At 31.0% G+C, this 15,767-nt stretch carries 12 protein-coding genes and 2 tRNA genes; 4 read left to right on the forward strand and 10 right to left on the reverse strand.

The window, feature by feature from the left end:
• Nucleotides 1–32 precede the first annotated feature (32 nt).
• The 4 genes from H0I29_RS03375 (at nucleotide 33) to H0I29_RS03390 (ending at nucleotide 5,434) form a co-directional block, all read left to right on the forward strand.
• Nucleotides 33–3,230 (forward strand): type ISP restriction/modification enzyme, encoded by a 3,198-nt coding sequence (locus tag H0I29_RS03375; RefSeq protein WP_218754426.1) that lies wholly within the window; start codon nucleotides 33–35, stop codon nucleotides 3,228–3,230.
• 3 nt (nucleotides 3,231–3,233) lie between these two features.
• Nucleotides 3,234–4,145 carry a hypothetical protein gene (locus H0I29_RS03380; RefSeq protein WP_218754427.1) on the forward strand — a complete coding sequence of 304 codons (912 nt, stop codon included), beginning with the start codon at nucleotides 3,234–3,236 and terminating at the stop codon, nucleotides 4,143–4,145.
• Nucleotides 4,146–4,244: 99 nt separating this feature from the next.
• Nucleotides 4,245–4,511 (forward strand): hypothetical protein, encoded by a 267-nt coding sequence (locus H0I29_RS03385; protein WP_218754428.1) that lies wholly within the window; start codon nucleotides 4,245–4,247, stop codon nucleotides 4,509–4,511.
• Nucleotides 4,511–5,434 (forward strand): hypothetical protein, encoded by a 924-nt coding sequence (locus H0I29_RS03390; protein ID WP_218754429.1) that lies wholly within the window; start codon nucleotides 4,511–4,513, stop codon nucleotides 5,432–5,434. The genes H0I29_RS03385 and H0I29_RS03390 overlap by 1 nt, the downstream gene beginning before the upstream one ends.
• Before the next feature lie 286 nt (nucleotides 5,435–5,720).
• Here the strand turns inward: H0I29_RS03390 and H0I29_RS03395 are convergent.
• The 10 genes from H0I29_RS03395 to H0I29_RS03440 all read right to left on the reverse strand — a co-directional run bounded on the left by H0I29_RS03395 (nucleotide 5,721) and on the right by H0I29_RS03440 (nucleotide 15,732).
• A tRNA-Asp gene (locus tag H0I29_RS03395) sits at nucleotides 5,721–5,794 on the reverse strand.
• 153 nt (nucleotides 5,795–5,947) lie between these two features.
• Nucleotides 5,948–6,021 (reverse strand) — tRNA-Asp (locus H0I29_RS03400).
• A gap of 66 nt (nucleotides 6,022–6,087) precedes the next feature.
• Nucleotides 6,088–7,002 carry a DUF58 domain-containing protein gene (locus H0I29_RS03405; protein WP_218754430.1) on the reverse strand — a complete coding sequence of 305 codons (915 nt, stop codon included), beginning with the start codon at nucleotides 7,000–7,002 and terminating at the stop codon, nucleotides 6,088–6,090.
• A gap of 1 nt (nucleotide 7,003) precedes the next feature.
• On the reverse strand, nucleotides 7,004–9,565 hold the full coding sequence (locus H0I29_RS03410) for a M1 family aminopeptidase (protein ID WP_218754431.1): 2,562 nt from the start codon (nucleotides 9,563–9,565) through the stop codon (nucleotides 7,004–7,006).
• Nucleotides 9,566–9,645: 80 nt separating this feature from the next.
• The gene (gene trxA / locus H0I29_RS03415; protein WP_165733121.1) at nucleotides 9,646–9,963 is read right to left on the reverse strand and encodes a thioredoxin; all 318 of its coding nucleotides are present in this window, start codon (nucleotides 9,961–9,963) and stop codon (nucleotides 9,646–9,648) included.
• A 215-nt stretch (nucleotides 9,964–10,178) separates the two neighbouring features.
• Nucleotides 10,179–11,135 (reverse strand): methylenetetrahydrofolate reductase [NAD(P)H], encoded by a 957-nt coding sequence (gene metF, locus H0I29_RS03420; RefSeq protein WP_218754432.1) that lies wholly within the window; start codon nucleotides 11,133–11,135, stop codon nucleotides 10,179–10,181.
• Nucleotides 11,136–11,410: 275 nt separating this feature from the next.
• Complete coding sequence (locus H0I29_RS03425) at nucleotides 11,411–11,653, reverse strand: hypothetical protein (RefSeq protein WP_218754433.1); 243 nt, start codon at nucleotides 11,651–11,653, stop codon at nucleotides 11,411–11,413.
• A gap of 58 nt (nucleotides 11,654–11,711) precedes the next feature.
• Nucleotides 11,712–14,387 carry a methionine synthase gene (gene metH / locus H0I29_RS03430; protein WP_218731401.1) on the reverse strand — a complete coding sequence of 892 codons (2,676 nt, stop codon included), beginning with the start codon at nucleotides 14,385–14,387 and terminating at the stop codon, nucleotides 11,712–11,714.
• A complete protein-coding gene (locus H0I29_RS03435) occupies nucleotides 14,387–14,668 on the reverse strand; it encodes an antibiotic biosynthesis monooxygenase (protein ID WP_165733125.1) in 282 nt (93 codons plus the stop codon). The genes metH and H0I29_RS03435 overlap by 1 nt, the downstream gene beginning before the upstream one ends.
• A 47-nt stretch (nucleotides 14,669–14,715) precedes the next feature.
• On the reverse strand, nucleotides 14,716–15,732 hold the full coding sequence (locus tag H0I29_RS03440) for a homocysteine S-methyltransferase family protein (RefSeq protein WP_218754434.1): 1,017 nt from the start codon (nucleotides 15,730–15,732) through the stop codon (nucleotides 14,716–14,718).
• Between the last annotated feature and the right edge of the window lie 35 nt (nucleotides 15,733–15,767).

Consider the following 15,767-nt stretch of genomic DNA (forward strand, 5'->3'; position numbering starts at 1 on the left):
AAAAAAGCTAATAAATTACAGAATTAGAAAGAATGACAATAGAAAACTATATAGACAACCTCAACCAAAGATACACCCTAGGCAACGCCACAGAACACACCTTTAGAGGAGATTTACAACAACTACTAGAAACACTTTTACCAGATATAAGAGCCACAAACGAACCTAAAAGACAAAAATGTGGCGCACCAGATTACATACTTACTAAAAAAGAAATTCCAGTTGGTTTTATTGAAGCCAAAGACATTGGAGACAAAGATTTACTAGGTAAAAAGAAAACTGGCAACAAAGAACAGTTCGACAGATACAAAGCATCTTTAAGCAATCTTATTTTTACAGATTATATAGATTTTCATATTTACCGAGATAGCGAATTAATTACTAAAATTGCTATTGCTGAGGTTGTAGACAATCAAATTAAACCACTACCAGAAAATTTTGAAACGTTTACCAATTTAATTAAAGATTTTACCACCCATATAAGTCAAAGTATTAAAAGTTCTAAACGTTTAGCAGAAATGATGGCGGGTAAAGCAAGGTTGCTTTCAGACGTTATAGAAAAGGCTTTAAATAGTGATAACGAACATTTAGAAGACAGTACTCTAAAAGAGCAAATGACGGCTTTTAAAGAGATTTTAATACACGATATAACACCCAAAGGGTTTGCAGATGTCTACGCACAAACTATTGCGTATGGCTTATTTGCTGCACGTCTACACGACCCTACACTAGACACTTTTAGCAGACAAGAAGCCGCAGAACTTATACCAAAATCAAACCCTTTTTTAAGAAAGTTATTTGGCTATATAGCGGGTGCAGATATAGACGACCGTATTAAATGGATTGTAGATAATTTAGCAGAAATATTTTTAGCGTGTAATGTAGAAGAGATTTTAAAAAATTATGGGAAATCTACAAAGATGGAAGACCCTATTATACATTTTTACGAAACCTTTTTAGCAGAATACGACCCTAAACTTAGAAAAGCCAGAGGGGTTTGGTACACACCCGCACCAGTTGTTAATTTTATAGTAAGAGCGGTTGACGATATTTTAAAAACCGAGTTCGATTTACCACAAGGTTTGGCAGATAGTTCTAAAACCACCGTAAAAGTAAAAACAGACATTGCTAATAAAAATTTTAAAAGTGGTTATAAAGAAGTTGATAAAGAAGTACACAAAGTACAAGTTTTAGACCCCGCCACAGGAACAGGAACGTTTTTAGCAGAGGTTATAAAGCACGTACATAAAAAGTTTAAAGGACAAGAGGGTATTTGGAGCAGTTACGCAGAAAACAACCTTTTACCTCGTTTAAATGGTTTTGAGTTGTTAATGGCATCTTATGCAATGGCACACCTACAAATAGATTTACTATTAAGAGAAACTGGTTTTAAAGCCACCAGAAACCAACGTACTAAAATATATTTAACCAATAGTTTAGAAGAGTACCACCCAGACACAGGTACACTATTTGCCAATTGGTTAAGTAGCGAAGCAAACGAGGCAAACCATATTAAAAGAGATACACCAGTTATGTGTATTATTGGAAACCCTCCTTATAGTGGAGAAAGTGCCAATAAAGGCGACTGGATTATGAGTTTAATGGACGATTATAAAAAAGAGCCTGGAGGTAAAGTAAAACTAAAAGAAAGAAATCCTAAATGGATAAATGATGACTATGTGAAGTTTTTAAGATATGGACAACATTTTATAGAAAAAAACGGAACTGGAGTTTTAGCATTTATAAACCCTCACGGATTTTTAGACAACCCTACTTTTAGAGGTATGCGTTGGAATTTATTAAAAACTTATGATAAAATTTACACCATAGATTTACACGGAAATAGCAAGAAAAAAGAAACTGCTCCAGATGGTAGTGCAGACGTAAACGTTTTTGATATTATGCAAGGTGTTTCTATAAATATATTTATAAAAACAGGTAAGAAAAAAACAAATGAACTAGGCAAAGTTTTTCATTATGATTTGTTTGGTAAAAGAGATTTTAAATATGATTTTTTAAATGACAACTCAATTAAAAATATTGACTTTACAGAACTACCAAATATAGCACCTGATTACTATATGGTACAGAAAGATTTCGAATCACAAGGAAAATACAATAAAGGAATCTGTTTAACAGACTTATTTATTTTGAATAACGTAGGTATCGTAACATCTAGAGACAGTTTTGTAATAGATGAAAACAAGCAAACTCTCGTAAACAGAATAAAAGATTTTTTTATCCTAGAAAGTGATGAGATATTGAATAATTATAAATTAAGAGAAAATAAAACTTGGAAAATAAATAAAGTTAAACAAAAAGAAAAACAATTTGAAACGGAATGTATTAAAAGTATTTCTTATCGACCTTTTGACAATCGTTTTATTTATTATAATAACAGCTTCATAGAACGAACTAGGCTTGAAGTAATGCAACATTTGCAAAAAGAACCAAATTTAGCAATTGCAGTAAAAAGACAATCCAAATTAGATTTTTCATATATTTTCATCACTAATAGATTAACTGAATCTTGTCTTTTTGAAAGTGCATATGCAAATAACTCTACACTACCTCTTTATTTATACCCAGAACAAACAAACCAACAAACCACAGAAAACAGCCCAGAAAGAATACCAAACCTCAACTTAGAGATAATAAAAGAAATTAGTAAAAAATTAGAATTAACCTTTACTAACGAAAAGGAACAAACCAAAAACACCTTTGCTCCTATAGATATTTTAGACTATATATATGCAGTATTACACAGTCCTACTTATAGAGAAAAATACAAAGAGTTTTTAAAAATAGATTTTCCTAGAGTACCTTATCCAAAAGACCAAGCTACTTTTTGGCAGTTGGTAAAATTAGGTAAAGAAATTAGAGAAATTCATTTACTAGAAAGTGAAACCGTAGAAAACTATATTACAAGTTATCCAGAAACAGGAGACAATATAATAACAAGAAAACTAACAAAAACTAACATTGGTTACGAGCCTATTACAGAAACGTTAGGTAAAGTTTGGATAAATGACACACAATACTTTAATAACGTGCCTTTAGTGGCTTGGGAGTTCTATATTGGAGGCTACCAACCCGCTCAAAAATGGTTAAAAGATAGAAAAGACAGAGAGTTAAGTTTTGAAGACATTTTACACTATCAAAAAATAATTGTTGCCCTATCTGAAACCCATAGATTAATGCAAGAAATAGACACCATAGAAATTGAGTAAGTTATGGATAAAACAGTTAAAAATTTATATGATGGTTTAAATCTCACAACCTTACCAAAAAGCATAAAAGACTACTTTTTTAGCCTAGGCTACCAAGTTGATAAAGATAACAGAATGAAACCCTATATGGGTAGACACAATTACAGCGAAACAGATTTCTATATACTTGAAAAAGATTATTACAGTTTTTTAAATTTCATAGAACGTGGACTAATTTTCGATAAAGATGATAACGAGGTAACAAAAGAGAATCTTTATTTATTTTTAAAAGAATATGGAAAAGGTTTTTATAAAGGTTATTCAGAATTTGAAGCAACTATAAAACCAAATAGTGTATTATTTGAACTAGACACAAAAGAGAAAATACATAAGATATTTTCTAGAATATACTCTTTTAAATTTGGAGGTAACAACAAAGGACACCTACCAATGTCAATACATACTAATAAAACAGAATATCAAAAAAACTGCCTACCAGAACATTTTTATTACATAACAAACGAAACAATGTTTAAAGCAGGTTTTAATGGCGGGGAATATTATAAATCTTGGGAAATTATTTTACACAATCCTACAATTTTTGATAAGTTATTTAAAAGAAAAATACTTAAAAAAGAAACATTAGAAGCAAAAGAAAATAAACCAATAACAGAAACACCAGAGCTTTCATTAAAAAACATTCCAACCTTTAATTTACAACAACGCTTTTACATATTTCAAAAACTAAAACTAGATAGTTCTATTCATAAAATAGAAACAGAAAAGCAAAGTTCTAAGCATAAAATTTTAGCTCTAATCTTGGGAATAAGTCCAGATAATGCAAAACATCTTATAAATAACACATACAAAGATTTAACACAAGAACAAAAGACAGAGGTTGACGAATATTTACTACTTCAAAAAGTAAAACTTTAAAAAAAACCTCGAAAATACTCGAAAGGGGTCAAAATACCTCAACCCCTTTTTTGACCCTCTAGTAATTAGCTGCAAGCAATTTTAAAAAAACAGTTTGCAATGAAGTTAATACAAGTTACACCAAGTGAATTAAAAGAAATCTTTAACGAACTACTAGACACTAAGTTTAGAGAGTTTTTTAATTCTTATGACAATCAACAAAAACCAGAGTTTATAAGCAGAACAGAAGCCAAAGAACTTTTAAACGTTTCTTATGTTACACTTAACAACTGGAACAGAAAAGAGATTTTAAAACCTAGCTACATAGGCAATAAACCATACTACAATAAACAACAAATTATTAAGCAACTTTCAAAAGGCAATTAATGCCAGTTGATTATGTAAAAGCATTATTAAAAAATGCGAACACAGACAAACTAATAAACAACCCAAAGTTTAAAAAAACGTTTGAAAGTTACCAAGATGAAGATTCTGGAGAATATTCTAAATTGATATTAAAATATTTAAACTTAAATATTATTATCTTTAGAAACGAGCGGGTTTTATTAACTGGTAGTTTACATTACTACCATAATAAAGGCATACATAATTACAATGATTTCACTTTTATAGATTTACAAAAAACTATTTACGAGATTTCTAAATTAGTAGAGGTAAAAATTAGTGATATAATTCTACTTAATATTGAATTTGGCGTTAATTTAACCCCTTATTTCAACCCTAATTACATTATTAATAACTTACAACTACATAGAGGTAAAGAGTTCTTAAAACCGTATAATTTCAACTACAAGGTTAGTAAGCATCAAAGATTTTGGATAAAAGTTTATAATAAAGGAGAACAATTTAAAAGACCTTACAATATTTTAAGAATAGAATTAAAATATAAAAAAATGATAGACTTAAATAAACTAGGTTTATACACTTTCGAAGACCTAGTAAATCCTAGTATCTACAACAACCTATTAAAGCTTTTAGTTGCTAAATGGAGTGAATCTATAGTATATGATTATTCTATTAAAACAGACAACTTAAAACCTCTACTAAAAAACAAAACATTACAATATCAAAACCAAAACTATTGGTTAAACCTAAGTAACCAAGAAAGACAAAGACAAAAAAACAAATTGAGAGAATTGTCTAAAGATTTCGGTTCTAACATTCAACAAGAAGTTAAAACAATAATACTTTTAAAATGGAGTTCTTTATTTGAAAAATGTATACTAAGTAACCAATCTTATAAAGGGTTAATTAATATACAAAAAGAGTTTAAGAGGTTAATTTGCTAAACTTGATTAATCAACAGTATTTCAAGTTGTTTTTCACACTATAAAAAAGAGAGCCGAAATAATCAGTATTCTTTAAATTAAACTCCTTTTGAATTGTTTTTACAACGGTAAAAAGAAAACAGAAACAAACCTACTTTACATCTATTAAAAGATGTTGCCACAACGTTGCCACAGTATTTTTACCTTTAATTGTATCAAATTAAAAAATGTTGCCCCCGATGTTGACATTATTAAAAACAAAAAATCCTTAACGCTCTAATAAATAGATTGTTAAGGACTTTTAAAGCGGTCTGGACGGGACTCGAACCCGCGACCCCCTGCGTGACAGGCAGGTATTCTAACCAGCTGAACTACCAGACCGTTGCTTTAAGCGGTTGCAAATATACAATGTATTTTTACATACACAACAAAAAAATGAAATAATTTAAAAATAATTTCATTTTATATAATTTTGATGCTTTTCAACTAAAATTTGGACACAAAAAAAGCACCTCATAAATGAAGTGCTTTTCGCGGTCTGGACGGGACTCGAACCCGCGACCCCCTGCGTGACAGGCAGGTATTCTAACCAGCTGAACTACCAGACCGTTGCTTTAAGCGGTTGCAAATATACAATGTATTTCTAGATACACAAGCATAAAATAAAAAAAAGTTTATATTTTTTTTCTACTAATTAAATATGCCGTTAAAACTTCATTATATCCTTTACGTATATCTACAGGGATGTAATCAATTTTATATTGTAAACATTTATTTTTCAATTCTTTAAAATAATCACCAACTAATGCAGTGTACTTTTCTCTAATATTTTCTGCGTATATATTAATTTCTTCTCGAGTTTCAACATCCACAATTTTTTTGGGATTATTGTCAAAATTGAAATTAAATTCTGTTTCTCCATCATAAGTATGAAATAAAACAACCTCATGTTTATTAAATTTAAGATGTTTTAAAGCTTCAAAAAGTGTTTCATTATCTTTATTTGGTTGAAACATGTCTGTAAAAACAAAAATTAATGAACGCCTGTGTATTTTCTCTGCAATTTCATGCAAATACTTATAGGTTTCTGTAGAAGACTTAGATTCTGAAACTAATAATTGCTCTAATTGATGCAGTAACATCTTTCTGTGCCGCTCACTCCCCTTTTCTGGAGCATAATATTCATAACTATCGCCATAAATACTTAAACCAACTGCATCTCTTTGTCTTTTTAAAATCTCCATTAAAGAAGCCGAGGCAACTGCAGAAAACCCAATTTTGTTTAAATTGTCTACCGTTTGCTTTTTTACAATAGGGTAATGCATAGAAGCAGAATTATCTATTATAATATGGCACCTTAAATTGGTTTCTTCTTCATACTTTTTAGTATATAACTTCTCTGTCTTTGCAAACAGCTTCCAATCTATATGACGTGTACTTTCTCCTTTATTGTATAATTTGTGCTCAGAAAACTCTACCGAAAACCCGTGAAACGGACTTTTATGAATCCCAGTAATAAAACCTTCTACTACTTGTTTAGCAAGTAAGTCTAGGTTTTTAATGTCTGATTTAACTTCAGATAAATCCATATTATTTTTTAATATTTTGAGCTCTCGTTAAATTATCTGTAGTTTGTAACAACTTCTTTAATAAAATAGCATTGTAATCTGGATGCTCTTCTAAAAACTGATCTAAAACAACTTTTGCTTCTTTAGAGGAATATTGACCAATAGAACTTGCCAACCATCCTTTAGGAAAAAAGATATCACCTGTTAATTGCACTTCTTCTAATGTTTCTAAAACCGATTTTAAATGTATTGTTGCCTCTTTTTGTCTCAACGGATGGTGAATATTCTTTAACCCTGCTTCTACCCAAGATTCGTTTTCTCTATTTTCTTTTTCTAAAAGTGATGTCATAAAAGCATCTCTTACTTGTAAATCTTCAGATAACGAAGGTAACAACCATTTAAAACGATCTAATCTATCGTTGTTAGATATTCTAGTTTGCTGTTCTTGTAAAATTTCTATTGCTTTTACATGTTCTAAAATAGCTAATGTCATTGCCAAAGAACTAAAGTCGCTTTCATTTAAAAATAAGTTGTTAATTTCCCTCTCTTTATTCCAAATTTCATACAAAGTTTCTTTTCCTCCTTCAGAAATAGCTATTGATTTATACAAACCAAACAGCGTTCTTTTTATATTTTTAGATACATTACTTTCTAGCAAACCTAAAACCTCTTTTTCTACTTTTTGCTGCACTTCATTTTGCTCCTCTTCTGTTAAAAATGACCAAAATATTGTTTGAATCCTTCCTGACAAATAATTGGTAATCAACTCATTTTTTTCATCTTTAATTGCTGATATATAAATCTGAAACGTTTCTAACGGAGTAACTTCACCAATCAACATATTTTCATATAAATTAATGTATTGAGAACCTCTAGAAACTTCATCATTTATGTGTCGATAAGTATCAATTTCTTTCTTATAAATTGGAAAAACACCGTAACCAAATCCGTTTGTATTGTATAAAACTTGTCCGGGTTTAAAATCTTTTGTTGCAGATGTAATATCAAAAGATTTCCCCATATTTTTTATATTGATAATTTTCTCAAAACCTCTTTTATCAATCAATTTAATTTTAAAAGATTGCGTCCAAACTTTATTAGAACCATCTTCTGCTTTTTGATGAATTACAAACTTACTTACGTTTCCTTTTTCGTTCAATTCTATTTCTTCAAAGAAAATTGGTCTTCCAGATGAATTCACCCAAACATCAGACCAGTTTTTTATATTTCCTGGTGACTTGTTATCTAAAATAGCAACCAACTCATTCCAATCTGCATTAGAATTTGCATAAGTTTTTATGTATTCTTGAACTCCCGATTTAAAAGCCTCTTCTCCCAACAAATACTCTAACTGACGCATCATAATTGGCGCTTTGTTGTAAATAATTCTTCCATATAAAGAACCTGCATCTTTTAAGTTCCCTAAATGCTGTCGAATTGCATTTGTCCCTTTTGTTCTATCTTCGGAATAGGCACTTGGGTAATGCGTCATCATAAAATTAAGTTTATGATTTACTTCTGGAAAAACAGGATTCATAATTTTATCTGCCATAAAATTAGCAAACACCTCTTTCATCCAAACATCATTAAACCATTTCATGGTAACCAAATCTCCAAACCACATGTGTGAGGTTTCATGTGCAATTAACTTTGCTCTGCTAATTTTTTGCTTTTGAGTAGCATTCTTATCTAAAAACAAAGACGATTGTCTGTATTGTATAGCACCAACATGTTCCATTCCTCCATATTGAAAAGGAGGAATCGCAGCAAAATCCATTTTTTGGAAAGGAAATTTAACCTGCGTAAATTCCTCTAAAAAATCAATCGATTTCTGATGAATTTGAAACACCTCATCTACACTCTCATTTATCTTTTCTGTATCATTTTCTCTGTATAAAAAGCGCATATCAAACGCTCCAGGATTTTTAGTTTCTTCCGTAAATTTACCTGCTACAAAAGAAAACAAATACGTACTCATTAAATCAGACGTTGCAAACGTATGTTCTATAAAGTCATCAAGCTCTACACTACTTTCTTCAAATCCTCCTGCAAGAACTTGCCAATCTTTTGGAGCAGTAATTTTTAAATTGTACTTAGCTTTTATATCTGGCTGATCAAAACAAGGAAACAACGTACTTGCTCTATCCGGAACTAATAAAGTATATAAAAACTCTTCATTTCTATTGAGTGATTTTTCTCCTGCTTCAAATAATATTTCTATTACGTTTTCGCCTAAACTCAATCGTTTTTTCTTAATAATAACGTGTTCTTTCTGGTGATTTATATCGGATATTTCTCCGTTTACTTTTATTGACTTCAACTTAGAGGCATCCTCGTTAAAATCTAAATAAACATCGTTTTCTAAATCATTAGCAGTAAACTTAACTTCCAATATAGAAGCAATAGCCTTTTCTTTTTGCTTCGGAATTTTAAAATGTACATCATAAACAACATCAGCAATTTGCTGTTTTCTGTATTTGGCTAACTCAAAAGAAATTCCCTTTTCTAGTTTTAATTGATTCTCTTGCTTATCACAAGAAATAAAAAGGAAAAGGAAAACTATTATTGATAGGTAAAGTTTCATGTAAAGAATTTAGATTTTAAAAATAAAAAAAGGTTTGACGTTAGCCAAACCTTTTTAATATTATAAAAAATGAATACTACTTATATAGCTGCATCGATTTTTCCTGTATACACATTTTTAGGAGCAACACCTACTTGTTTGTCTACAACTTCTCCGTTCTTAAAGATTAAAACAGTTGGTATATTACGTACTCCGTATTTTGCTGCAAATTCTTGGTTAGCATCAACATCAACTTTACCAACTACGGCTTTTCCTTCATATTCAGTATGAATTTCATCAACAATTGGTCCTACCATTCTACATGGTCCACACCAAGCTGCCCAAAAATCTACTAATACTGGTTTGTCTGATTTTAATACTAATTCGTCAAAGTTTGCGTCTGTAATTTCTAATGCCATTTTTATATTTTTAAATTATTATTTCAATTTCGAACTACAAAAGTAATCATTTTATTCACTTAGTAGTTTTCTTAAAAATTACTTTTTCCTATTTGTCTATAAATAGTTGTTATGCATACAAATAGAGAATCATCAAAAAGACACTCTTTTAAAGTAGTTTTCTGATGATTCTCTATAAATTTAATTCCTAATTAAAGAAACTACACCTTTTTATTTTAAAATAATTTTGATGCAATTGCATGTATATTATCACTTTTCCCCATAGAGTAATAGTGTAAAAATGGCACTCCTGCTTCTTTTAACTCCTTAGATTGCTGAATAGCAAACTCAATACCAACCTGTCTTACCGCTTTATTATCTTTACAACCTTCTACAGCATCAATTAAATCTTCTGGTAAATCAATTTTAAAAACTTGTGGTAAAATCTGTAAATGTCTTTTTACAGCAAGTGGTTTAATTCCTGGTATAATTGGCACTGTAATTCCTATTTCTCTAGCTTTTTTAACAAACTCGAAATATTTATTATTATCAAAAAACATTTGCGTTACCACATAATCTGCACCCGCATCTACCTTTTGTTTTAAACGTTTTAAATCTGTATTTAAAGATGGAGATTCCATATGTTTTTCTGGATATCCTGCAACACCCACGCAAAAATCATAATTATGCTCTACTTTAATATCATCATGTAAATATTTCCCTTTATTTAAATCAGATATTTGTTGTACCAAATCGCTCGCAAAAGCGTTACCTCCTTGAGTTGCTTTAAAATAAGATTCATCTTTTCTAGCATCACCTCTCAAGGCAACCACGTTATCCAATCCTAAATAATGGCAATCTACCAAGACGTATTCTGTTTCTTCTTTGGTAAAACCTCCACACAGTAAATGCGGAATTGCATCTACCTGATATTTATGCATAATAGAAGCACAAATACCTACCGTTCCTGGGCGCATTCTAGTAATTCTCTTGTCTAAAAGTCCATTTCCTTTATCCACATAAACATATTCTTCTCTAGAAGTTGTTACGTCTATAAAAGGTGGATTAAATTCCATTAAAGGATCTATATTATTGTATAAATCTTGAATATTTTTTCCCTTCTGAGGTGGTATTACTTCAAAAGAAAATAATGTTTTACCATTTGCATTTTTAATGTGATCTGTAACTTTCATTTCTGCTGAATTTATTTCAGTATTTAATAGAAATAAGCAACAACTAATGCCGAAAGCGATAACAATAAAAACTGTAGAAGGAATTTTAATTCTATTCTATATCTTTTCATCTCTTAAATTTTCCGCAAAAATGTACTTTCCTATTGTATTATTTATTGATTTAAATGTAACAAATTGTTAATTTAATGTTTTATTCATTTTTTGGGAGTTACCACAAGGGTCACGCTTTACACTATATCTTTTTTTTATCAAAAAAAAGGATGCCGTTTCAATCGTTAACGCAAACTATTTAGCAGCTTTTTTACGACTTCGAAATCTTCTTTGTATTCCCAATAAATCCATCTCCCATCTACATAATCTGTTAAAATATATTTTTCGCTTAAAGATTTAATTCTAGAAACTGCAATTAATTTCTTTCCAAATTTCTCTGCAGCAACAGGAGTCATTTTCTCTTTATTGTTTTTATCAAAACCATGAGAAATAACATAACTTCCTAAATGCAATTCTATAAACTCCATATATACTCATTTTGTAAAATACCCCTGATAGGTTTTAAAACCCTATCAGGATTAATTATTATTCTTCTGCTAGTATTGGATGCAACCATTTTCTAGCTTTCTCCTTAGTAATACCTTTTCTTGTTGAATAATCTGTTACTTGATCATCTGTTATTTTACCCAAACCAAAATACTTAGATTCTTTGTTTGCAAAATAATATCCAGACACAGCTGCAGCTGGCCACATTGCCATACTTTCTGTTAATGTAACACCAATGTTTTCTTCCACTTTAAGCAATTCCCAAATGGTTTCTTTCTCTAAATGATCCGGACACGCAGGATATCCTGGTGCAGGACGTATACCTTTGTAACTTTCTTTTATTAAATCATCATTTGTTAATCCTTCATCTGTATCAGAACCCCAATGTTTCGTCCTAACTTGTTTATGCAGGTATTCTGCCATTGCTTCTGCAAAACGATCTGCAATAGCTTGCGCCATAATTGCATTGTAATCATCTTCTTTTGCCTTATAGCTTTCTGCCAATTCTTGTGCTCCAAAAATACCGACACAAAATGATCCTATATAATCTGTTCTACCAGTTTCTTTGGGTGCAATAAAATCTGACAAAGCGTGATTGGGTATGCCTTCTCTCTTTTTTAATTGCTGACGTAAAGTTCTAAAAATAAATTCTTCTCCTCCTTTTTTCTTTACAGCAATATCATCGTCATTTATAGTGTTTGCCTCAAACAAACCAAAAACAGCTTTTGGCTTTAACAATTGTTTCGCAATAATTTCTTTAATCATTGCCTGAGCTTCATCATACATAATAGTAGCTTGCTCACCAACAACCTCATCCTTTAGAATAGCTGGAAACTTACCATGTAAATCCCAACTTCTAAAAAATGGACTCCAATCTATAAAAGGTAATAATTCTTTTAAACTTAATTGCTCTAAAGTCTGAATTCCTAATTCGTTTGGTTTTACAATTTCAGACGTTTCCCAATCAATTTTATATTTTCTATTACGTGCTTCTTTTATAGAGATGTATGATTTTTCTTTCCCTCGTTTTAAAAACTTGGTTCTAAATTCATCATAATCTTTTTTCATTTTAGCAACGTACTCATGCGATGTTTTCTTATTTAATAAATCACCTACAACAGTTACTGCTCTAGAAGCGTCATTTACATGCACCACAGCATTGGTGTATTGTGTATCTATTTTAACAGCTGTATGTGCTTTAGAAGTTGTTGCGCCACCAATTAATAAAGGCAACACAAAGTTTTGGCGTTGCATTTCTTTGGCTAAATACACCATTTCATCTAACGATGGTGTAATTAAACCAGACAAACCAATAGCATCTACACGTTCGCTAATAGCCATTTCAATAATCTTTTCTGGCGGAACCATTACGCCTAAATCTACAATTTCGTAGTTATTACAAGCCAAAACAACACTCACAATATTTTTCCCAATATCATGCACATCACCTTTTACAGTTGCCATTAATATTTTACCAACAGGCTCTTGCTTATCTCCTTTTTCGGCTTCAATAAAGGGATTTAAATAACCTACCGCTTTTTTCATTACACGTGCAGATTTTACTACTTGTGGCAAAAACATTTTTCCTGCTCCAAATAAATCTCCAACCACATTCATTCCAATCATTAAATGACCTTCAATCACTTCAATTGGTGCCGTAGCTTCCTGTCTTGCTTGTTCTATATCTTCAATAATAAAAGCATCTATTCCTTTTACCAAAGCATGTGTAATTCTATCTTGTAAAGGGTTTTCTCTCCAAGATAAATCAACCGTTTTTTCTACTTTAGAGCCTTTTACAGTATCAGCAAAATCTAATAAACGTTCCGTTGCATCTTCTCTTCTATCTAGAATTACATCTTCTACGCGTTCTAATAAATCTTTAGGAATATTATCATACACTTCTAAAAGTGCAGGATTTACAATTCCTATGTTCATACCTGCTTGAATCGCATAATATAAAAATACTGAATGCATCGCCTCTCTAACTCCATCATTTCCTCTAAAAGAAAACGACACGTTACTAACCCCTCCACTAACACTTGCATTTGGTAAATTTTCTCTTACCCAACGTGTAGCTTCAATAAAATCGATGGCATTTCTTCTGTGCTCATCCATTCCCGTTGCAACGGGAAATATATTTAAATCGAAAATAATATCTTCACTAGGAAAACCAACTTCATCAACTAAAATATCATACGATTTTTTAGCAATTTCAATTCTACGATCATAGTTATCTGCTTGTCCTTCGGCATCAAAAGCCATTACAATTACAGCAGCTCCATATCGTTTTATTTGTTTTGCTTCCCAAATAAATTTTTCTTTTCCTTCTTTAAGTGAAATTGAATTTACAACGCATTTTCCTTGAACCACTTGTAAACCTGCTTCTATGATTTCCCACTTAGAGCTATCAATCATAATTGGCACTCTACAGATATCTGGTTCTGCTGCAATTAAATTTAGAAAACGAACCATAGCTTGTTTTCCATCAATTAAACCGTCATCAAAATTAATATCTATAATTTGTGCGCCACCATCTACTTGGTGTCTTGCAATATCTAAAGCTTCATCAAATTGCTCGTTTTTTATCAATCGTAAAAACTTACGAGAACCAGCTACATTTGTACGTTCCCCTACATTGATAAAATTGCTATTTTCATTCAAGACTAGAGGTTCTAATCCTGATAAACGCATATATTTTGTTTGTTTCACTTTCATTATATGTAATGTTCTACTATTGGAAATGGTTCATAAAAATGATGCAATAATTCTTTCCATTGTTCATATTCATCAGATTTTCTAAATCCAACCTCGTGATCCTCTATTGTTTGCCAACTCACCAATAAAATATATTTATCATCTTGTTCAACACATTTCTTTAATTGATGAGAGCTATATCCTTTCATAGAAGAAATAATCTTTTCTGCCTTCTTAAAATTAAACTCAAAATCCTTTGAAAGACCTACTTTTATGTTTAAAATGGCTACTTCTAGAATCACTTTCCTTTTATTTATATTGAGATTACTACTTACGCAGCACTACTTTTTTATATATCTAAAACCTGTTTATTTACAACAAATGCTCTTGGCTTATATTTTTCCGAAATCCTTGCAATCTCGCTAATATGCTCAGGTGATGTTCCGCAACAACCTCCAATTATATTGATTAAATCTTTCTTTAAATACTCTTCTATTTGCTCACCCATTTCTTCTGCAGTTTCATCATACTCTCCAAAAGCATTTGGCAACCCTGCATTTGGATGTGCAGAAATAGCAAAATCTGTTTTGTTTGCAATAGCTTGTAAATGGGGCTGTAATAAATTGGCTCCTAAAGCACAATTAAAACCTACAGATAATAAAGGAATGTGTGATACAGAAATTAAAAAAGCTTCAGCAGTTTGCCCAGATAAAGTTCTACCTGAAGCATCGGTAATAGTACCACTTAACATAATTGGAACATCAATACTACGTTCGTCTTTTACTTCTTCAATGGCAAATAATGCTGCTTTGGCATTTAAAGTATCAAACACCGTTTCTACTAACAATAAGTCTGCACCACCATCTAATAAAGCTTCTACTTGCTGTTTATAGGCAATTCTTAATTCATCAAAAGTAACTGCTCTATAACCAGGGTCATTAACGTCTGGAGACATACTAGCAGTTCTGTTTGTTGGACCAATAGAACCTGCTACAAAACGAGGTTTGTGTGGTTCTTTTGCAGTAAACTCATTTGCAACTTCTTTAGCAATTTTTGCAGACTGATAGTTTAATTCGTACACTAAATCTTCCATCTGGTAATCTGCCATTGCAATGGTCGTTCCAGAAAAAGTATTGGTTTCTATAATATCTGCACCAGCTTCAAAATATTTACCATGAATGGTTTTAATTGCTTCTGGTTGTGTAATTGATAACAAGTCATTATTTCCCTGTAAAGGTGATGGATAGTCTTTAAAACGTTCTCCTCTAAAATCTTCTTCCGTGAATTTATAGGCTTGTAGCATGGTACCCATAGCACCATCTAAAACCAAAATTCTTTCTTGTAAAGCTTTGTATATATTTGACATTCCTGAAAATTAATTTTTGTGTTATCAGGAAAAGA

It is taken from the genome of Polaribacter sp. R2A056_3_33 (assembly GCF_019278485.1).
GTDB lineage: Bacteria > Bacteroidota > Bacteroidia > Flavobacteriales > Flavobacteriaceae > Polaribacter.

Bases quoted from the DNA above. Each gene is read 5' to 3' on its own strand.
- H0I29_RS03390 (WP_218754429.1), top strand. From the start codon at position 4,511: ATGCCAGTTGATTATGTAAAAGCATTATTAAAAAATGCGAACACAGAC.
- H0I29_RS03405 (WP_218754430.1), bottom strand. From the start codon at position 7,002: ATGGATTTATCTGAAGTTAAATCAGACATTAAAAACCTAGACTTACTT.
- H0I29_RS03410 (WP_218754431.1), bottom strand. From the start codon at position 9,565: ATGAAACTTTACCTATCAATAATAGTTTTCCTTTTCCTTTTTATTTCT.
- trxA (WP_165733121.1), bottom strand. From the start codon at position 9,963: ATGGCATTAGAAATTACAGACGCAAACTTTGACGAATTAGTATTAAAA.
- H0I29_RS03425 (WP_218754433.1), bottom strand. From the start codon at position 11,653: ATGGAGTTTATAGAATTGCATTTAGGAAGTTATGTTATTTCTCATGGT.
- metH (WP_218731401.1), bottom strand. From the start codon at position 14,387: ATGAAAGTGAAACAAACAAAATATATGCGTTTATCAGGATTAGAACCT.
- H0I29_RS03380 (WP_218754427.1), top strand. From the start codon at position 3,234: ATGGATAAAACAGTTAAAAATTTATATGATGGTTTAAATCTCACAACC.
- H0I29_RS03375 (WP_218754426.1), top strand. From the start codon at position 33: ATGACAATAGAAAACTATATAGACAACCTCAACCAAAGATACACCCTA.
- H0I29_RS03385 (WP_218754428.1), top strand. From the start codon at position 4,245: ATGAAGTTAATACAAGTTACACCAAGTGAATTAAAAGAAATCTTTAAC.
- H0I29_RS03440 (WP_218754434.1), bottom strand. From the start codon at position 15,732: ATGTCAAATATATACAAAGCTTTACAAGAAAGAATTTTGGTTTTAGAT.
- metF (WP_218754432.1), bottom strand. From the start codon at position 11,135: ATGAAAGTTACAGATCACATTAAAAATGCAAATGGTAAAACATTATTT.